A 19,945-nucleotide genomic window follows, 5' to 3' on the forward strand; every position below is an offset into this window, starting at 1 on the left:
TTTTTGATTAAGTATGGTAAAGTATAGTGTAGTTAAAACATCAATGGCAGGTCTAATTGGTACTATGGTTGAATTTTACGATTTTTTCTTAGCAGGGGCAACTGCAATTACAATTTGGCCTACTCTTTTCTTTCCTTCTAGTATACCTGCATTAGCTTTAGCATTATCTATCACTGCTTATGCTATTTCATATATAGGAAGGCCTGTTGGTGCGTTAATATTTGGACATTTTGGAGATTCTAGAGGAAGATTATCAGCACTAATATGGACCTTACTTATAGCTAGTATAGGAACGATTGGAGTGGCTTTAGTACCATCTTATGCAAGTATTGGCATCATAGCTCCCGCATTAATTATATTGTTTAGGATATTGTTTGGAGTCGGAATTGGTGGAGAATTAGGTGGTGCTGCTACATGGATCTCTGAAGTAGGAAACCAATCTAAATTACGCGCTTTATGGAGTGGTGGATTTGTACAACTTGGAGGATCCTTAGGAATAGCTCTCTCAACTGGATTATTCACCTTAACAGCTAACATATTACCTTCCTCTGCTCTTATTAGTTGGGGATGGAGACTCTTATTTGGTATAGGTGCTGTTCTCCTCATTTTAGGCGCAATAATGAGATATAAGTTAAGTGAAAGTCCACTTTTCCTTCAAGAAAAAGATAGGATAAAACAAAGAAAAGGTTCTCCTGCAATTATGGCTTTAAAAAGTAAATGGAAGACTATCTTACTTTTAGCTTTAATAGCAATGTATGTCCCAATTACCTTAGCCGGAGTAATTCAATCCTTCCTACCAAGCTATTTTAGAGCGTTAGAGCTTCAACATGGTGTGCATGTACCGCCTTCTCTTATTACAGAAATAATATTAATCGGCTCTGTGTCTGGAGGTATTATAGGGCCTGTGGTAGGTGGGGTACTATCTAACATTTTAGGTAGGAAGAAAACAATTATGATCTCGACATTAGGTACTGCAATACTATTATATATAGCACTCCTTATATATTCTACTCGAGCATTTCCTGCAATCGTAACAATGGAATCTATAGTTTATTTAATAGCATTAATTGGGAACGCAGCTCTAACTAACTTGTTTGTTGAATACTTCCCCACTGAAATAAGATATTCAGCATCAAGTTTAGTATACCAAATAGGAAATGGTATTTATGGTGGTGTTACAATATCTTTTATCTATACCTCATTAGTAGCCTCGCTAGGAGGAATAATAAACGCCATAAGCCCCATAGTTTTTGCAACTAGTGGAATTGCTATCATATCCTTTATAGTAACATTGCTATCAAGAGAGACTAAGGATTTGGACTTAGCTAAGGTCTCTACGTAGCTTACAATCTTAATTTATATATTTTTTTAGCATTTTTCTCATATATTAGCCCCAATTCATCCTCTGTGAGGTTTAAGGACTCTAATGTGTTTTTCATCCCTACTGGATCCGATATCTTAAATGGATAATCAGTTCCAAACATTACATGATCGTTCCCAGCGAATTTTATTAGATGATCTAAAGCTTCCTTACTGAAAACAATAGAATCATAATATATTTCCTTTAAGTACTCGCTTGGCTTTCTCTTTATTCTTCCCCTTATATCAGGATAAATCTCATAGCCTCTGTCCAATCTTCCAAATTGATAGGTTATATAGCCTCCACCATGTGCTGCAACAATTTTAAGCTTATATCTGTCTAGAATTCCACTCAAAATTATACGTGAGAGAACATGAGTAGTTTCAAACAAGTAATTAACTAGCTCACCGGTTCTGTAGTCTTCATTGATCACCTTATCTAATGGCATACTTCCAGGATGAATAAATAGCGGGACATCTAATTTAGATATGACCTCTAAGAGGGGCTCAAATTTGGGTGAGTCTATTGTTTCATCACCTATGCCCGTACCTATTATAAATCCATTTAACCCAAGGTCTTTAATAGCTCTCTCTGCTTCCTCAATACTGTAATTTATATCGCTATTTAATGGGAGGGTGGCTAATCCTCCAAACATATATGGATATTTATTTACAATATCGGCGATCTCGTTGTTTATACTTCTTGCTATTTTTATCTCTTCTTGTTCAGGTAAAAAGTAAGTCCATGGTCTAGAAATACTGAGAATTTGATATGTAGTAAAACCGAACTTCTCTATTTCTTTCAATCTTTTTTCCATGTCAATTATGGCTTTGCCTATTAGTGCGGTCCTTTTTCCCTTACCTATTCTCACTACATCATCAGAAAGTATAGATAACATCCCATATTTTTCTAGAACATTTACATAACTTTTAGTGTATATATGAGAATGGACATCTATTATAAGCAAATCCTTGGACATCAACTTATTTATAATGATCCTCTGTTAATAAGCTTTTATTCTTATAAATGACGTGACATTTGTTTATACATAATTTCATATACCTTGTAGCTTACATGTTCTGAAAAACATGAATTCTTATAAACGAGGAATTTCAAATCTAGTGTGCAGTATTAAAAAACAAATTCACGAGATTTAATAAAAATATTATTAATAGAAAGATTTTCTACATGATTACTCAGTCTCTTTACTTTCCTTTAGTAGTAGGTTAGCTATTAACGCAATTACACACACTGAGACCGATAAAACCTCTATTAAAGGCCATGCTTTTACTAGACCGTGAGAAATCAGAATTACAGTAGGTAATAGCAAAGATGAATATATACCTGCTATTACACCACCTAGTTGAAATGAGAAACCAGAGGCAGTATATCTATACTTAGTGGGATAAAGTTCTGTAAGCAACGCAGCTACAGTACCAAAGCCTAAGCCAATACTAAATCCTAGAAATGAATAGGCAATTGTGAACCACATAGCATTACCAAAATTTAATAGTGGAAAGAAGGTAACTGAAGCTAGTATAGATAACACGTTCGATATCAGTAAGATTAACTTCCTCCGATTTACTCTATCACTTAGTGCACCACCCAAAATAATAGCTAAAGCTTGTACTAAGTTCCCTACTAATACAGCTGAGTATGCAGTAAGTAAGTTAGCCTTTAGCTCTAACATATAGCTTAGACCGGTAGGGTACATTTCAATAGCTACTAATGTTACTATAAATGGCCAACATAGACCACTTAGGATTATTCTCTTCCAATCACTCTTAAAAGCCACTGATAATGGTGCTTTTAAAACTTGACCTTCTTTTAATATCTTCTGAAACTGAGGACTCTCAAAGATGTAATATCTTACTATGGCGCCTATTATTAGTACTATAGCCCCTATACCTATAAGTATCCTCCAACCATAATTATCAAATTCACTCGCAGGCATGAGTTCACGTGCTATTAGAGTTCCTAATATGGATAATACAATACCAAAAGCCGTAGTTGCTTGGATCCAACTAGTCCAGTAACCTACTTTACGCGATCTCAAGGAAAATTCAGTTATCACTGAGGCTGCTCCTCCCCATTCTCCACCTAAACCTATACCTTCAACCAATCTAAAAATTAGAAGAAGAATTGGTGCTATAAAGCCAATAGTAGCGTAGGTAGGAGTTAAAGCCAGTCCTATCATACCTAATGATGTGATACCCAATGTCCATATCAACATGGGTTTTCTCCCTAATTTATCCCCATAGTGGCCAAATATCATAGCACCTATAGGTCTACTGAAAAACGCACTAGCATATGTAGCTATTGAGGCTGCAACACTAGCAGCAACTCCAACCGATTTAGGATAATATAATAATGGCCACACCGTAGCGGCAACTGACGCTATGATGAAAAAATCATACCACTCTATTAATGTTCCAAATGAGGATAACCCGGTTACCTTGATTAGCTCCTTATTTAATTCTCTAGCCATAGGTAATTGTAAGATTTCTAGTTAATAAACTTTTAAGAGAAATCATATTTGGGAACAGTTAAAATTATTTGAATTAAATGTTAAAAATTAAGGAATTATTACATTAACTGAACCATCTTCAATTATAAAATCATATCTTATTAAAGGCTTTTTAGCTAAACCATTTATCGGCTCTCCACTCTCTATGTTAAACTCTGAACTATGACAAATACAAACTATTTTATTATCCTTTAGTAGTCCCATTCTAACTAGATTACAATTTTTATGAGTACATAAAGCATCATAAACGTAAATTTTACCGTTAAATTTTATAACCATTATATTTTTATTTTCAACTTTAAATCCTTTAATATCTCCCTCATTTAGATCAGAAATGCTACATAGCTTCACCTTTTTTGCCGACGCCATACGGTTAGATTATGAATGAATCCAAATTTAAAAAACTATCCTTACCTTATATTAAATAAATCCACCGCGTTTTCCCCTAATATTTTACTTATTTGTGCTTGAGTCAAATTTGCAGGTTTTGCCACATTCTCTATAAACACTCTAACCTGATCCGGAAAATAGTCTATATCAGATACATGAGGATAATCAGTGCCAAATAGCAAATTATTTTCCATTCCTAATTTTTCAACAACATATCTAAGTAATTCTGGAGGTTCATCTGACTCAATAGCGCTATACACATTCCCTTGTTGTATATATTCTGAAGCTAATCTCTTTAAATTAGGATAGGGATCTATACCAAATCTGTCCTTAAAATATTTCCTTAGTGCTCCATGTTCTATGGTTTCATCAAGCCACCATATCCAATAGGGTAACCAACTCGCACCAGATTCCGCAAAACAAACTTTCAACGTGGGTAATCTTTCGAAGACTCCCTCACCTATTAATCCTGTTAAAGTTGCCATATTAGAAAATGGAAAAGCTATACTTCTAACGTAATACCAGTTATAAAATTGGAACGCGAACGGTGATTCATTAGTAGCGCCAGTAGGATGTATTATTAAGATCATATTTAATTGTGCAACCTTCTGGAAGAATTTAAAGAACTCGTCTTCCCATATTGGCTTAGATGCTATATAAGTGCCATTGGAAACATAGGGAGGGACTACTACACTTTTAAATCCTAATTCCTTAACTCTTTCAAGCTCTTTAATAGCTAGGTCGACATCTTGTAGAGGAACAATAGCACTAACCAAAATCCTCTTTATTCCCTTTAATTTATCATGAACGTAATTATTATAAGCTTTGGCTAATACATAAGCGTAGTTCTTGTCCTTAATATTTGGAATTGAGAGACAATTAGTACAAGCTGTTATCTGAATATCAACACCCATTTGATCCATATCAGAAAGCCTACCTTCAATATCATCAAGTGAGAATCCCTTAGCCTTCAGTTTAGGATTATTAGCTCCCCAGTAAGGATTTCTAGCATGATCTATGTTGCCTAATATCATTCCACCACCAAAACCAAAAGGTCTAGGGACTAATTTCCCATCAATTACTAAATATCGTGTATTTGTTACAACATCCTTAACTATCATTGGTATCCTATATGGTTTCTCTAAATAATCTTGATATTCTTCAGGACTTTCCATTAGATGTGCTTCTGCATCTACTATAATTGTATCTTTTAGCTCATCCGGTTTACTTAACATATTCTCCTTTTATGTTTTCTTCATTATATTTTTAAATTTTACTAACATTACATTACTATTTACGAACGTTAACTAGTTTAATACATCTAATTTAATAAACTTCGATTTATATATTTTATAATATTTATATAAATCGCAGTCGTTTTTGGAGAATTCCTATAAGTATTATCACATTATTTATCCTTATGAAGAATGAAAGCAAGAGATCTTATAAACAATTAAAAATAAGGCATCTACTTATAATACTATATTTATACAATATAATTTAATTTATGGATATAATCATTTCATTATAAGGAAAACAATTAAGGAGGATTACAGCTAGTAAAGGATCATAATAAACTGTGGTAGTTTGTAGCCTCGTTTCACAATTGGGTTATAATGTTGATTGTAACGATTATAAATAATCTACAATAATTGAAATTCATACATAAAACTCTATGATATTACATCTGTTGAATATCAGCTAAAAACTCAAGTCGAGGTCACAATATCTACCAAAACTGGAACTTTCTTCTCCCTAATGGTATTTATAGCCTCTTTAAACACCTCTGATAGATTCTCACCGCTATCAATAGGTCCAATTCCAACTAAACCGAAAGATTTTGCCAATGTAGCGAAATCTATGGGAGGATCCTTAATTTCGCCACCGACCTTAAACGCTCTCTCGGAATCTCTATTCCTCATCTTAGCTATCAAAGCGTTGTGATCAGCATCATTGAAGTACGCTCTATTGTTATACATAACGATAAGCAGTGGAAGATTATTATGTGACGCTACCCATAATGCTGAGGATGTATATAATAGATCACCGTCAGGTTGAAGATCAATTACCAACTTTCCCTTTTCTTTTAATGCAAAAGAGGCTCCTATGGCTATGGGTAGCCCATAACCTAAGCCAGCACCTCTAGACCATCCTATATAACAACCAGGCTTCGTCCAGTCCCAGATTTTCCTACTCCACTTTACTGCCTCTCCGTGACTTACACTAGTAAGAACCCAGTCGACTTCGCTTTCCCTAATTGCATTCCACAATTCTAAGTTAAGCCTAGAGAGAGAGACTGGTTTCCCAGTGCTATTTTTAGCCTCATTTAACCATGCTCGCCTTAATTCATTATGCGTCTCTGTTGCTTTGTGAATTCTTTCATTAATAATCTCCTTATCCAACTTTAGATTAGAGGTTATACTAATCAGTGTATCTAGAGCAGTATCCGAATCAGACCTTATCAGTTGAGCTGGGATCAGATCCTCATAATCACTTGCCCAAGACTTCATAATTGGATTACCAATCACAAATATTTTAGCATCTGATCTAAATAATGGTTTATATTCTCTACTTAGTTTATCAGTTTTATACAGATAATAATCCAGTACTAGGCTGTCTATGGCTAGTATCACATCAGCATCCTGTATCACATTTGTGAACGTAGCATCTAGGGGATGTGTATTAGGAAAATTGAAATATTCTAATGTATCAATTACCTTAGATCCCGTCAATTCAGCAAAATTCACTAGTCTGTTAACGTTCTCATGAATTATACCAGCTCTGCCTGCAATTATTAATGGATTTTCTGCCATTGCTATCTCATTAGCAACTTTTTTAATAATTGAAACATCTGGATAAAATTTAGTTGAATTATAGGAGATCTTGGGAATTTTGACTTCTTTATTCTCCTCTTGTTCTAAAACGTTTACATCAACGCCTATAAAAACTGGTGCACTAGGAGTTTCAGTAGTTATGTTATAAGCCCTAATAAAAGATCGGATAAAAGACTCTAATGATATAGCATAGTCATCCCATTTCACATAGTCTCTTATGACACTATTAGGAAGTAATGTAGTATGAACCCAATCTATCCAAGGTCTTCTTCTTTTAACATCTAGAGGACCATTAGCATCTATCAAAATCAAAGGTACTCTATCACACCACGCATTATATATTGCCATGGTAGCGTGTAATAATCCCACAGTATCATGAAGCAAAACTATCATAGGCTTGTTAGTTACCTTTGCATAACCATGCGCTATACCCACTGCTATCTCCTCATGCGGTGCACTAATTAACTCAGGATTCCCATTTCCATAATTCACTAAGGATTCCCATAATGCCCTAAAAGAAGAACCTATATTAGCAGATACGTATTCAATGTTATACTCCTTAAATAAATCTACGATTATATCTGTAGCGTATTTTCGTTTAGTTTCACTCATATTATCCTATACTTTAATACTTGATTATATTTTTTCCTTATCATAGTTTGATATTTTTTATCCTTAAAGTGATGATTTTATCTTAAGCCTGATTTTTAAAAGTTCATAAATCTTAATGGCAATTCCATTTCTACTTACTGGTTAATAACTTTAAAATGAAAACCTTTTAATTTTACTGAAAGAAGTATATAGTAAGGTGATATATTGAGTAGTGAATTAGAACAAAAGAGACATGAATTCTTTAAGAAGTTAATGTCACATAACTTAACTACTTATTTTATAACATTTCATCCAACTGAAGCTCCTAAATTTGGTCTAGTAAAAAGACCAATTTTTACTAATGAACCCACCCCATTAGCTATACCATATAAATGGGAATATCCAACCTTACGTAAGCTATTATATGAACTTTCAGAATTGCTGAGACCAGAAGAAGCAGAAAGAAGGCAAGTTCAACTAGTCAATCCAGGATTGAAGGAACTACCATACGTAGGAGTTATAGCAATAGCACCAACTATTTTTGCTGCAATACAATTAGTTAAATCTGGTGAAGTAGCCCCATCCCATTATCATACACCAAACGCATTTAGACTAATTTTAGAGGCTCCACCAGATGGTGCATATACAATAGTTAATGGTAGAAGAATCATAATGCACCGGGGAGATGTTGTATTAACGCCTAGTTGGTCGTGGCATGACCATAGAAATGAAGGAGAAAGTGATGTAATATGGTTAGATGGACTTGACGCTCCTCTCATATGGTATATGGGAGGGATATTTTATAAGAATTATGCAGAAGTCTATAAAATGGATAAACAGCCAATAACACATACACAAGATGATATTCTAGCCACGTATGGAAGTGGATTAAAACCAGAAAAAGACGATATAGGGGTTTACAATCCATTATTATATTATCCATATTCTAAGGCTAAAGAAGGTTTGTCAAGATTAAGCGAAAAGGAAAGTAAAGCAGATGAAGCTGAAGGGACTGTATTAAGATACATAAATCCACTAAATGGAGAGGATGCATTCCCAACAATGGCGTTAAAGATAAGATTGTTAAAGCCTAAGTCAGAGACTTTTGCCATTAGAAAGACTGAACATATAGTATTTGTAGGGATTGAAGGAAATGGTATTATAGAAGTTGGAAACGAGAAATTCAATATGAAACCCAATGATATTGTTATAGTACCTCCTTGGCATAAATACAGAATAGTAAACAACGAAGAAAAACCATTGATATTATTCTCTTACTCTGACGAACCTTTATTTAAAAAGGTAGGTATATATAGAGAAGAGCTCACAAAGTAAATATAACTGTCTTTTTATTCACTTATTTTAACCTTACTAATTTTTAATTTTACATACGATGGCATTTAGATTACATATAATTGTCCACCGATTATAGGTTCATTTATCACAGTCACTTTTTTAAGTTTTATTTTAAACTTTCCATCTACGCGTTTCAACCTATACTCGATATCTCCGCTTAGTGTTTCTAACATTCTCGGCCCATATAATTCATGAGGTTGAGCTCTAAATATATTCATAATAAATTTACATAAAACTTGAATATAATCTTGGGTCTCTTCACCTATTAATATGTTAGAAACCAACCTAGTAGTTCTAGGATGAGGTTCATAAGTATAGGCCATGCCTGTTAAAATTCTCCTTATATAGATCTCTAGTCTCTTTCTATCAAGATATAAGACGTTCAAATCATCTTCAGGATTTTCAACAATGTTATTTTCGGAAACCCATCTTGGAATCCAATATACCCCATCATCAGCAAAAAGATTTAACCATTCTTGATATCTTCTCTCATCTAATAGTTTCATCTCATAATATACGAAATTCTCAATTTCATCCTTAGGAACATTTTGCTGGCTCATATATTAATTTTTATGGAAAGGTGATTTAAAAATCTATTATATAGCTTAAGTTAAAGAGAATCTTAACTAAGAAGTTAATTAGGTTAATACATTTGATTTTGATAGTGACTTGTCTTTTTATCTTTGTATTAATTTCAGTTACTTAATCTACACAAATTAACGACAAAGAAAACCTCAACTTAAATTATGTAAGTTTTTATATACGTACTGATATATTTACACGCAATGTGGTTGTCAGAATTTAACAATGTTAAGGTATTCTATGGGAAAAATTCCCTCTCTAGTTTAAGTGATCTGGGAGTAAGAGAGGTAACAGTAGTGGTCACTAAAAGCCTACTGAATAGCCAACTTTTAAAGAAAATAGAGAACTATATTAGAGTTAAAAAGATCATAAAAGGTCCTGCACAGCATGTGCCAGAGGATGAACTTTCTATTTTGACTAAGGAACTATTTAATGAAAATGCTGTTATAAGTTTAGGTGGAGGAAGTGTTATAGACGCAGTTAAACTAGCCTTTAATGGTTTTCATATAGCGATACCTACAACTCTATCAGGTGCAGAATACACGTACAATGCCTCATACAGAAACAAAGATGGCTTTAAGATGTCTAGACGAGTTAAAAACCCTGATGTTATAATCCTTGATCCAGAAGTATTAATGTACACTCCTAAATATCTTTTAGCCACTACAGCATTTAAAGCTCTAGACCATGCTGTCGAGGCATTCTATTCAAATAAGGCCTCACCTTTCACTGATACCTTATCTAATCAAGGTATAAATATGATGTTAACATGCATAGAAAATAGGTTAGAAGATTTGGAATTCTGCCAAATCGGAGCATGGATATCGTCATTAGCTAGAAAATTTGCGGGTATGGGATTAAGTCATTCTTTTGGCCACGTGTATGGGACTAGATTTGATATACCGCACGGCGTAACATCTTGCATATCGTTGGCTGAGGCCATAAGGTTTAATAGATCCGAAAAACTATTATCAATTTATCCTCATTTAGATAAAAAAATAGAGGAATTGCTTAACATGATGGGGATAGACGAAAAGCTCTCTAAATACGCTAAATTAGAACATGCTCTAGAGCTATTACCTAAATTTGTTGAAGCGGTAAATTTAAGTGCAAATCCTAAAAAGATTACCACTGAAGAGGCTAAATTATTTATAAAAAATATTTATTGAATTTATTAATTAAGCCAATTTAAGGTCTTTTGTCTCTTTTAACGTTAGGTGTGATATTATTGAAATAATTGCAATAATAATTCCTATCATACTTACATAAGGCCATGAGCCTATGATCCCATGGCCTGCTAATATAGCTAATGGCAATATAAGCGCTAGCACTATCCCTGCTATAAATCCTCCAAGCTGATATGAGAGACCTGCACCAGACGCTCTAACATTCGTAGGATAGTTTTCTGAGTATAATGCTATAATAACTCCTAAGCCCCACCATGTTGTGATACCCATTAATACCTCACTTAGTAAAACCATTACTGCAGATCTAGTAAGTGCCATTGTGAAGAAGAGAGGTAAGGAAATTACTCCCAAAATACCACCTATAATCAGCGTCCTCTTCCTTCCTATCCTATCTGAAATATATCCACTAAAAATCGTTATAAACACACCTACTACTCCTTGAATCACCACGCCTAAACTTACAAATGATATTGGAAAACTTAGATTAGACAAATATTCATTTCCAAAAACCACCACTAATTGGTTTACTCCAACAATATAAAGCCATGAAAAGGCCAATAAAATTACCAATTTCCAATATTTCCTTAAAACAGTTGAGGCTGGCCACTTTACTATTTGTCTTTGTTGCTGTAAAGATAAAAACATTGGACTTTCTGACATTCTGAATCTCAAAATTATACCTATGATCGCGGCTATTACAGCAACGCCATAAACTACTCTCCAACCAAACGTAAGAAAAGCTTTCCCACTTAATATAGATGACGCTAATAACACACCTCCAGAAGCTGTTAATAAGCCAAATGCAGCAGAGCTTTGGAATACGCCACTCCATAGTCCTCTCCTATTACTTCCTACAAATTCCATGAGGAGAGCACCACCACCTCCATATTCACCGCCTAATCCTAGCCCTTGAATTACCCTAAATATTGTAAGTAACGCTATCGCAACTATTCCTATAGATGTGTATGGTGGTAACAGTGCTATTCCAATGGATCCAATAGCTAATAACAGTAAGGTTAGCATTAGATTAAACTTCCTACCTACTTTATCTCCTAAATGACCAAAAATATAAGCCCCTACCGGTCTAGCGAAATACGTAGAAGCATAGGCACCAATAGAGGCTATTGTGGCTGCAACTATATTACCTGGAGCGAAAAATAACACAGGCCATATTGTGCCCGCAAATATTGAACCCGCGAAGAAGTCGTAATACTCTAAATATGTTCCAAAAGATGTGATAAAGGCTATATAGGGAATTTTACTCCTTATAGCTTTATCTGCCATCTTTTCACTTAAGATTTTTTATTAACTATACAATATAAGTCTTTCTTTATATAGTATTTTATGTAAAATTAGTTTTTATATCAAAAATACCGAATTCTATATGTTTTTTGGAAAGAATTTACCATTAATACACCATAACTACTTATATGACAGTCGTAGAAAGACAGTACAACAAATTAGTTTATGGCTTATCTCCCTAACTATATATATCGCTAAAGGAATTTAGACCGTTTTTCCATAACATAAAGAATTATGAAAAATGGTACTGGTCCTTACAAGCACGAAGGCTGATTAGTAAATAAAGTTTATTATTGTGAGAAATTTATTAATAATTATGGAAACATTAAAGAGTCTCGTAAAAGATGATGGAGAAGATGTCTGGTTAAATCCTAGTGTATATACTGATGAGAAAATATTTGAAATGGAAATGGAGAGAATTTATCATAGGTTATGGGTTTATGTTGCTCATGAAAGCGAATTAAACAACATTGGAGATTTTAAAGTTAGTAGGGTTGGTAAATATTTAGTATTAATAACAAGAGGTGATGATGGCAAAATACGTGGCTTCATAAACAAATGTACTCATAGAGGTAATGTATTATGTAGAGTGTATAAGGGTAATTCTAAATTTTTCAAATGTATTTATCATGGCTGGACCTTTAATAATAAGGGAAAACTTGTGGGTATGCCAGATAGAGAAGGACTCCCTAAAGACTATGATATAAACAAATTCAACTTAAAGGAGATAAATATACAGTCTTATAAAGGGTTTATATTCGCTAGTATAAATCCAATAAAGACATTAGAGGAACATTTAGGTGAAGCCAGAACATTCATAGATTATGTTGTGGATATATCTCCCGAAGGGATAGAAGTAAAAGGACCAGTAAAATATGCATACACTGGAAACTGGAAATTAGTTTTAGAAAATACGGTGGATACATACCACTTTCCTACATTACATGCTAGCGTGGCCATGTTATCAATGTACATTAACAATAGGTCGCCTGGCACTACGGCAGCTGCAGCAAAGAGTAAGTCTCCATACAATACCGCAGGGTACTTAAGAGGAGGGCATTTCTTCTTTATACTAGACAAGGAGAATGTAAGAGAACAATTACCACTCGTCACAAATGCTGATAAATTAAGGGAAATTTTAGGTAAAAATAGGGGAGAATTCAGGTGGAGATGTACCATGCATGCTGCAATTATGCCCAACTTACTTATTCTCGACTATGATGAATCCGTACCTACTATAAGAGTGATCAATCCAATAAGGCCAGATTTAACTCATATGGAAACTTATATTTTCTTACCTAAGAACATATCTCCGGAGATTAGGAGGAAATTACTGAGAGCTTATGAAGAGTTCAGCGGACCAGTAGGTATGGGATCAGCAGATGATAATGAAGTTATGATAAGTGTAACCCAGGCTAGTAGATTTGATAATCCATTAATTAATTTAACTAAAGGTAAATATAGGGAAACTGATCACATTAAGGAAGTTGAAGAAGGAGGAATAAAATTTGAGGGAGCTAGTAATGCACTAGATGATACTTATATAAGGGGATTTTATAAATGGTGGTTAAGATATATGCTAGAGGACTACACATAAAAAGGTTTTTAACTTTCCGCTTTAACTGGATTTATTAATTCACCTATATTTTCTATTTTAATTCGAACATTATCCCCTTCTTTTAGAAACTTTCCGGTAGCTAACGCTGTACCTGAAGGAGTACCAGTTGAGATTACATCACCCGGCTTTAAACTTATCCCATTTGTGATGTATTCAACTATTTCCGGTATTTTGAATATCATGCTTCTAGTACTATCATTTTGTCTTATCTCATCATTAACCCATAGAGTTATGGATAAATTGTGTGGATCGGTTATCTCATCCTTAGTTACTATCCAAGGACCTATTGGACCAGCTCCATCAAGACTCTTCGCATGTAAGAAATTAAGACCTATTTCCTTCATCATAGCGTGTTGCCTTCTATCCCTAAAACTAACATCGTTAAAAATAGTATACCCAAATATATACTTATATGCATCATCTTTATTTATATACTTACCCCTCTTACCTACAATAAGAGCTAATTCTGCCTCATAATCAACTTGCTTTGAAGCTTTAGGTAATATTATTGGCCATTTATGTCCTATTAACGTAGAAGGAAGTTTAGAGAAAATATAAGGTTCTTTAGGAGTTTCTCTCTTTGCCTCTTTAGTGTGTGCTTCATAGTTCAAAAATACACATAAGATCTTTTCTGGATTCATTATTGCAGGATAATATATAACCTCATCTAAATTGTATAAGTTACTATCTATATTATTATAACTGAGTAACTTCTTAAGTAAACTAAGAGCCTCGTCACCACCTTTAATTAAATTGTCAGTGGAGTTAAACCAAGATGGCGCTTCACTGTCAAAAACTTCTTTAAAGGCATACGGCACATCAAGGATTTTACCTTGATATAGGGCTCCTAGCCTTGGATTAGCTTTAGGATGTGGTGCAAAATTTAGTATTCTCATATTATTTTTAGTTAACAGTAAGAGCTTTTAAGTATATCGCATACGTACTTGCTATCCATAGGTTTACTATTAAACACTCGGATTTTTCTTTTTTCATACAGTCTAGCCTCGCATTTTTATACGACAGTTAATTTTTTAAGAGCAAATAAGAATAAACAATCTGGTTTTTATAATGAAAATACATCCGTTTTCAAGTACAGACAGATCATCAGTTGTCTTAGGTAAGGAGAGCTATTACGGTGGTAATTTTATAGTAGCTCATGTAAAATTAGATAAGGAGACTCTTAAGAACGTAGTCCCAAAAATATTTGAAACCGATGGAGAGGCCCTTTTCTCCGTACGTGAGTTTGTAACCGTAATGGGAAATAGGACTGACCTCTTATATGAGGAACCTATGCTAACACAATATAATGAGTCTGCGGTAGGTGTTAAAGTATACTATGAAGGAGGGATTTATCAATATTATCCATTCATGTGGGTAGACAAAGACTTTGCTGTTATCAGAGGCTGGTTAAATGGATTTCCCAAAAAGATAGCAAATATACAACTTACTCGCTTTCATCCATTGTTGCCACAAATTAGCGAACCTAAAGCTGGTGTAGTTGTAGGTGGTTATGTGGCACGAGGGAGTAGCCTTTTGTTTAAAATAAAGGTTACCTTAAAAGAAAAAATAGAAAAACCTCCAACATTTGGCCCAACGCTATTAATAAGAGATTACCCTGCTGAAGGAGAAGGTGAGACTAACGTATTAGAACTCGTTAGACTAGACTTACAAGATTTAAAAGTAACTGACGTGTGGAAAGGTGATGTAGAAATAGAAATAGGCAAAGGGATTAATGATGAGGTAGATAGTTTTAAGATAATAGAGAAATTAGGGGGATATTATTACAAAATTGGCTTCAGAATACCCGGTACTAAATTAATTAAGAAACTATCTGAGTCAGAACTCTTTTAATAAATTTAAATTAGTTTTTAAAACATTTTTTAAGACATTAAAAAATTTATTAAACCTTACAAATAATATCTTAAGATTTACTTTATAGTTTTCCAAAGTTAAGGCTACTTCTCGTACTCTACTTAATAAAAATGAGAAATTACACTATGAATTGCCATGGTTTACAATAATGACAAAGTAAAAATTAGGACTAGTAAAGTTTATTAATTAGGTATCAATTTACATGTTGATTACAATGTTTACGAAAAAATGGAAAACATCTCAAAGAGAATTTGATGTAGTCAGGGAAAGAAATGTAAAGATCAAGGTCTCTGATGGAATATCCCTAGATTGTGATATTTTTAGGCCAAATGCAGAAGGTAAATTTCCAATTATTCTTTCGGCACATCCATATGATAAATATGGCCAAACTGAGCCTGTACAAATAGGGGGATATTCTAATATAGAGAAAAGAGAAGAAGAAAGAAGAAGAGGTACATTAGAAGCTGGAGATCCATATTTTTTCGCACGAAGAGGGTATGTTCATGTTATCCTTAATGTACGAGGTACTGGCGAATCAGAGGGTTATTATGAATTCTTAGGACCTAGAGAAGTTCAAGATATTTACGAAGTTATAGAAAAGCTGGCGGAATTTCCTTGGTCTAACGGTAATGTAGGTACTTTTGGTGTGTCATATTTTGCCATGATAGCCTTAGCTGTTGCAGCCAAAAATCCTCCTCATCTTAAATGTATTTTCGCTCCATGGGGAAGTACGGATCCGTATAGAGATATGTTTTATCAAGGAGGAATATTAGCTGGAAAATATGTAGTAGATTTTGCTAAATTTTTACAGGAAAGTAATACGAGAGTAAATAAAGATTTTACTCCTGATGAATTAGAGAAAATTAATAATTTGTTGAAGAATCCAGATGTGACTGCAGTTCCAGAATTAAAAGACGCATTACTGAATCCGGATAATGGTATCAATCCGTTCATAGTTAGAGTATTAATACATGAGCTATACGATGATTATTGGAAAGAGAGAACAGTTAATCTTGAAAATATAAGGATACCTGCATATTTAGGTGGAGATTGGGCAAATTATGGCTTTCATCTTCCTGCAGCCTTTAGAGCTTGGGATAAAATACCTGCACCTAAAAGGTTAACAGTAGGCCCACCATATTTTTTGGATAGACCAGTTTACCAGCTTCAATATGAGGCATTACGATGGTTTGATTACTGGCTTAAGGGTATCGATACTGGAATTAATGATGAGAAACCAGTAAAGATATTTGTGATGGGTTCTAATAAATGGAGAGAGGCTGAAGAATGGCCTCTCCCTGAAACTAAATGGACCCCCTTTTACCTACACGAGAATGGCATTTTAAGTGAACATGAATTTTGGGATAACGAATCATCAGATTCCTATTTTGATTCTCCTTGGGCTAGAGGCAATCTACGGTATATTACTCCAAAATTCGTTGAAGAGACTGAGGTTATAGGACCTCTAATTCTAGATTTATACTTATCTACCACTGATAATGAAGTTTTACTTTCCATCAGAATATTTGAAATAGATGAGAAAGGCAATGAGAGAGCGCTTACTGGAGCTTGGCTAAGAGGTTCACAAAGGTATATAGATGAAAGTAAATCGAAACCTTGGTCTTTCTATTATACACATGATAAGAGAGAACTACTTGAACCTAATAAAATATATAAATTCAAGATAGAGATAGTACCTACTGCAAATCTCTTTAGGGTAGGAACTAGATTAGGACTTTTAATTAGTAGCGCAGATCCCCCAAGTTCACCTTACGAAGCGGGACCTACATCACGCCATATAAGGAGACAACGTCCTTCAAGAATCACAATTTATCATGATAAAGATCATCCATCGGCATTATGGGTTCCAATAGTATCGGGAAATATAATAGGTACTTATTTATCTATGTTCTAATTCATTGAAAATTTCTTTCGGCATACAGATATCACTATTATAATATATTATATAATTGTCTCGCATTTTCTCCTACAATTTTTCTAATCTGTTCAGAGGAAAGACCAGCAGGTTTAGCTATATTCTCGATGAACAGATTTAAATATTCTGGAAAGTATTGGGCTTCAGAAGCATGGGGATAGTCTGCTGCGAATACTAAATTGTTCTCCAACCTCATTTTCTCTATAATATACTTAATAATTTCAGCAGGTTCATCAGCTTCTATACTGACGTAGATATTACCTTGTTGAATATACTCGGAAGCTAACTTTTTTAAATTAGGATAAGGATCTATACCGAATCTCTCTAAGGAGTATTTTCTTAGTCTAGGACTCTCTATCGCTTCATCAAGCCACCATATCCAATAGGGTAACCATGAAGCGCCTGCCTCGCATAGATGAACTTTTAAACTGGGTAAACGCTCAAAAAAGCCTTCTCCTATTAATCCCATTAACGTTACCATCATAGCATAAGGATGACCCACTCCTCTAACGTAAAGATATTTGTTAAATAAGAAGACCCAAGGCAATTCAGAGCTAGTAGGGGTAATATGGATTATTACTGGCATGTTAAGTTCAGTTGCTTTCTTAAAAAATGGAAAGAACTCTTCATCAAAAATAGGCTTTAATGCTATGAAATGACCGTCAGATACGAAAGATGGAACTACAACTCCCTTAAATCCTAAATCTTTAGCCCTTTCCATTTCTTTTATCGCTAAATTAACATCTTGAATAGGTACCACTGCATTAGCGTAAATTCTCTTGGTATATTTTAATCTGGAAGCCACATAATCATTATAGGCCTTAGACATAGCATATGCCCATTCTCTATCGCTCATAAAGGGAATGATTAAACTGGAAGTAGGATTTACAATTTGAATATCGACTCCCATCTGATCTAAGTCAGCTAGCCTACCTTCAAGATCATTAAGTGATGCATCCTTAGCTTTTAATTTGGGATTTATCTTACCATAGAATTTATTAAACGTATGATCTATTAGACCTCTAGCCTCTCCTCCTCCAAATCCGAAAGGTCTAGTATATAATTTACCATCAATAACCCAATACCTTGTACCACTAATTTCATCCCTTACTATCATAGGTAACCTATATTTTTTATCTAAAAATCTCTCTATATCTTCTGGGTTTTCAACTACATGTGATTCTGCATCTATTACTATAAATTGTTTAAGCTCTTCTGGTTTATTTATCATATGACATCTTACTTAACCTATATTTTTAAATTTTTGTGTTTATCTTGAAGTTTAAACCTGCTAAATATCTCTAAAATATTAGAGATAACCTCCTTTACTATACCTTAATAGTTAAACTTAAATCTTGAGTTCCTTATGATTGAACCTATGGTAGAAAAAACTCGCTTAACGCTGGCATGCTGGAGTTATGATAGAACAATGGCATTATATGATGGAACTGTTAAACCAGAAGGGATAGAACTAAACTATTTAACGTTATGGCCTCAAGAAACTTTTTACAGAATGTTAAAGTACAAGGAATTTGACGTTGCAGAACTATCCTTTGGCGCCTATGTTGCTTCTCTTTTTGAAGATAAACCATTTGTAGCTATTCCAGTCTTCCCTTCAAGGTCATTCAGACATAACAGTATATATGTAAATGTAAACTCTGGTATAAAAGAACCTCAAGATTTAATAGGAAAAAGAGTAGGAGTTCCAGAATATAGACAAACCGCTGCAGTGTGGATAAAGGGTATATTAAGTGACATTTATGGAGTTAAACCTGAATCTGTAACTTACTATACTGGTCCATTAGAAGATCCCGCAAAAAGGAGAAGATATTTCACAGTATTAGCTGAAACTGATGTCTTGCCAAAGTATAAGGATATCAAGGTAACTAGAATACCTAATGGAAAAAATTTGTCAGATATGCTAGCTAATGGAGAAATAGATGCATTATATAGTGCATTAGTTCCTAGCTCTTTCAAAAACTACCCAGAAAAAGTAGTAAGATTATTCAGAAACTATAGAGAACTTGAAGCAGATTACTTCAAAAAAACTAGAATATTCCCTATAATGCATGTAATCGTAATAAGAAGAGATGTATACGAAAACAATAGATGGATTGCTAGATCTCTCTATAAGGCTTTCGAAGAAGCTAAAAATATCGCTTTCGAAAAGTTCACTACAGCTACTGGTACATTACATTACGCTTTACCTTGGCTTTTTGACCATTATGAGGAAACGGTAAATGTTATGGGTGAGGACTATTGGCCTTATGGCTTAAAGAAGAATTATCACACAATCGAAACCTTTATCAGATATATGTATGAACAAGGAATTATACCTAACCCCATAAAGCCAGAAGACCTATTCGCTAAAGAGGTCACAGACACTTAGC

The 19,945-nt window shown here is 34.1% G+C and carries 16 protein-coding genes; 7 read left to right on the plus strand and 9 right to left on the minus strand.

All coding sequences use genetic code 11. The annotated features are described in order from the left end of the window. The first annotated feature begins 13 nt into the window (after window positions 1-13). A complete protein-coding gene (locus tag V6M85_RS03590) occupies window positions 14-1,342 on the plus strand; it encodes an MFS transporter (RefSeq protein ID WP_338603079.1) in 1,329 nt (442 codons plus the stop codon). 1 nt (window position 1,343) lies between these two features. On the opposite strand, the gene V6M85_RS03595 is transcribed toward V6M85_RS03590, so the two are convergent. The 5 genes from V6M85_RS03595 to V6M85_RS03615 form a co-directional block, all read right to left on the minus strand. Beyond that, window positions 1,344-2,339, minus strand: a complete 996-nt coding sequence (locus V6M85_RS03595; RefSeq protein WP_338603081.1) for an amidohydrolase family protein — start codon at window positions 2,337-2,339, stop codon at window positions 1,344-1,346. Window positions 2,340-2,552: 213 nt separating this feature from the next. Next, window positions 2,553-3,848 (minus strand): MFS transporter, encoded by a 1,296-nt coding sequence (locus tag V6M85_RS03600; RefSeq protein WP_338603083.1) that lies wholly within the window; start codon window positions 3,846-3,848, stop codon window positions 2,553-2,555. Window positions 3,849-3,935: 87 nt separating this feature from the next. Beyond that, the gene (locus V6M85_RS03605; RefSeq protein WP_338603086.1) at window positions 3,936-4,256 is read right to left on the minus strand and encodes a Rieske (2Fe-2S) protein; all 321 of its coding nucleotides are present in this window, start codon (window positions 4,254-4,256) and stop codon (window positions 3,936-3,938) included. A gap of 41 nt (window positions 4,257-4,297) precedes the next feature. Next, the gene (locus V6M85_RS03610; RefSeq protein ID WP_338603088.1) at window positions 4,298-5,512 is read right to left on the minus strand and encodes an amidohydrolase family protein; all 1,215 of its coding nucleotides are present in this window, start codon (window positions 5,510-5,512) and stop codon (window positions 4,298-4,300) included. Between the two features lie 474 nt (window positions 5,513-5,986). After that, window positions 5,987-7,723 (minus strand): thiamine pyrophosphate-binding protein, encoded by a 1,737-nt coding sequence (locus V6M85_RS03615; protein ID WP_338603091.1) that lies wholly within the window; start codon window positions 7,721-7,723, stop codon window positions 5,987-5,989. 204 nt (window positions 7,724-7,927) lie between these two features. Between V6M85_RS03615 and V6M85_RS03620 the strand changes: the two genes are divergently transcribed. Then, entirely contained in the window at window positions 7,928-9,037 is a 1,110-nt protein-coding gene (locus V6M85_RS03620; protein WP_338603093.1) for a cupin domain-containing protein, read from the plus strand. Window positions 9,038-9,102: 65 nt separating this feature from the next. On the opposite strand, the gene V6M85_RS03625 is transcribed toward V6M85_RS03620, so the two are convergent. Then, window positions 9,103-9,618, minus strand: a complete 516-nt coding sequence (locus V6M85_RS03625) for an aromatic-ring-hydroxylating dioxygenase subunit beta (protein WP_338603096.1) — start codon at window positions 9,616-9,618, stop codon at window positions 9,103-9,105. A gap of 225 nt (window positions 9,619-9,843) precedes the next feature. Here V6M85_RS03625 and V6M85_RS03630 point away from each other — a divergent pair, with 225 nt between their 5' ends. Then, window positions 9,844-10,809, plus strand: a complete 966-nt coding sequence (locus V6M85_RS03630) for an iron-containing alcohol dehydrogenase (RefSeq protein ID WP_338603098.1) — start codon at window positions 9,844-9,846, stop codon at window positions 10,807-10,809. A 9-nt stretch (window positions 10,810-10,818) separates the two neighbouring features. On the opposite strand, the gene V6M85_RS03635 is transcribed toward V6M85_RS03630, so the two are convergent. Next, a complete protein-coding gene (locus V6M85_RS03635) occupies window positions 10,819-12,111 on the minus strand; it encodes an MFS transporter (RefSeq protein WP_338603101.1) in 1,293 nt (430 codons plus the stop codon). A gap of 334 nt (window positions 12,112-12,445) precedes the next feature. Between V6M85_RS03635 and V6M85_RS03640 the strand changes: the two genes are divergently transcribed. Then, a complete protein-coding gene (locus V6M85_RS03640) occupies window positions 12,446-13,726 on the plus strand; it encodes an aromatic ring-hydroxylating oxygenase subunit alpha (protein WP_338603104.1) in 1,281 nt (426 codons plus the stop codon). A gap of 8 nt (window positions 13,727-13,734) precedes the next feature. Here V6M85_RS03640 and V6M85_RS03645 read toward each other — a convergent pair whose 3' ends face one another. Then, complete coding sequence (locus V6M85_RS03645; protein WP_338603107.1) at window positions 13,735-14,643, minus strand: fumarylacetoacetate hydrolase family protein; 909 nt, start codon at window positions 14,641-14,643, stop codon at window positions 13,735-13,737. Between the two features lie 172 nt (window positions 14,644-14,815). Here V6M85_RS03645 and V6M85_RS03650 point away from each other — a divergent pair, with 172 nt between their 5' ends. Together V6M85_RS03650 and V6M85_RS03655 are read left to right on the plus strand one after the other, a co-directional pair. Then, window positions 14,816-15,598: an acetoacetate decarboxylase family protein gene (locus V6M85_RS03650; protein ID WP_338603110.1), complete on the plus strand. Its 783-nt coding sequence runs from the start codon at window positions 14,816-14,818 to the stop codon at window positions 15,596-15,598. 235 nt (window positions 15,599-15,833) lie between these two features. Continuing rightward, window positions 15,834-17,534 (plus strand): CocE/NonD family hydrolase, encoded by a 1,701-nt coding sequence (locus V6M85_RS03655; protein ID WP_338603112.1) that lies wholly within the window; start codon window positions 15,834-15,836, stop codon window positions 17,532-17,534. A 37-nt stretch (window positions 17,535-17,571) separates the two neighbouring features. On the opposite strand, the gene V6M85_RS03660 is transcribed toward V6M85_RS03655, so the two are convergent. After that, window positions 17,572-18,786 carry an amidohydrolase family protein gene (locus V6M85_RS03660; protein WP_338603115.1) on the minus strand — a complete coding sequence of 405 codons (1,215 nt, stop codon included), beginning with the start codon at window positions 18,784-18,786 and terminating at the stop codon, window positions 17,572-17,574. 147 nt (window positions 18,787-18,933) lie between these two features. On the opposite strand from V6M85_RS03660, the gene V6M85_RS03665 reads away from it, so the two are divergent. Next, window positions 18,934-19,944 (plus strand): ABC transporter substrate-binding protein, encoded by a 1,011-nt coding sequence (locus V6M85_RS03665; protein ID WP_338603118.1) that lies wholly within the window; start codon window positions 18,934-18,936, stop codon window positions 19,942-19,944. The last annotated feature ends 1 nt before the right edge of the window (window position 19,945 follow it).

It is taken from the genome of Sulfolobus tengchongensis, assembly GCF_036967215.1.
Classification (GTDB): Archaea; Thermoproteota; Thermoprotei_A; order Sulfolobales; family Sulfolobaceae; genus Saccharolobus; species Saccharolobus tengchongensis_A.

Coding starts and splice junctions, on each gene's coding strand:
- V6M85_RS03590 (WP_338603079.1), top strand. CDS start 14: ATGGTAAAGTATAGTGTAGTTAAAACATCAATGGCAGGTCTAATTGGT.
- V6M85_RS03595 (WP_338603081.1), bottom strand. CDS start 2,339: ATGTCCAAGGATTTGCTTATAATAGATGTCCATTCTCATATATACACT.
- V6M85_RS03600 (WP_338603083.1), bottom strand. CDS start 3,848: ATGGCTAGAGAATTAAATAAGGAGCTAATCAAGGTAACCGGGTTATCC.
- V6M85_RS03605 (WP_338603086.1), bottom strand. CDS start 4,256: ATGGCGTCGGCAAAAAAGGTGAAGCTATGTAGCATTTCTGATCTAAAT.
- V6M85_RS03610 (WP_338603088.1), bottom strand. CDS start 5,512: ATGTTAAGTAAACCGGATGAGCTAAAAGATACAATTATAGTAGATGCA.
- V6M85_RS03615 (WP_338603091.1), bottom strand. CDS start 7,723: ATGAGTGAAACTAAACGAAAATACGCTACAGATATAATCGTAGATTTA.
- V6M85_RS03625 (WP_338603096.1), bottom strand. CDS start 9,618: ATGAGCCAGCAAAATGTTCCTAAGGATGAAATTGAGAATTTCGTATAT.
- V6M85_RS03630 (WP_338603098.1), top strand. CDS start 9,844: ATGTGGTTGTCAGAATTTAACAATGTTAAGGTATTCTATGGGAAAAAT.
- V6M85_RS03635 (WP_338603101.1), bottom strand. CDS start 12,111: ATGGCAGATAAAGCTATAAGGAGTAAAATTCCCTATATAGCCTTTATC.
- V6M85_RS03640 (WP_338603104.1), top strand. CDS start 12,446: ATGGAAACATTAAAGAGTCTCGTAAAAGATGATGGAGAAGATGTCTGG.
- V6M85_RS03645 (WP_338603107.1), bottom strand. CDS start 14,643: ATGAGAATACTAAATTTTGCACCACATCCTAAAGCTAATCCAAGGCTA.
- V6M85_RS03650 (WP_338603110.1), top strand. CDS start 14,816: ATGAAAATACATCCGTTTTCAAGTACAGACAGATCATCAGTTGTCTTA.
- V6M85_RS03655 (WP_338603112.1), top strand. CDS start 15,834: ATGTTTACGAAAAAATGGAAAACATCTCAAAGAGAATTTGATGTAGTC.
- V6M85_RS03660 (WP_338603115.1), bottom strand. CDS start 18,786: ATGATAAATAAACCAGAAGAGCTTAAACAATTTATAGTAATAGATGCA.
- V6M85_RS03665 (WP_338603118.1), top strand. CDS start 18,934: ATGGTAGAAAAAACTCGCTTAACGCTGGCATGCTGGAGTTATGATAGA.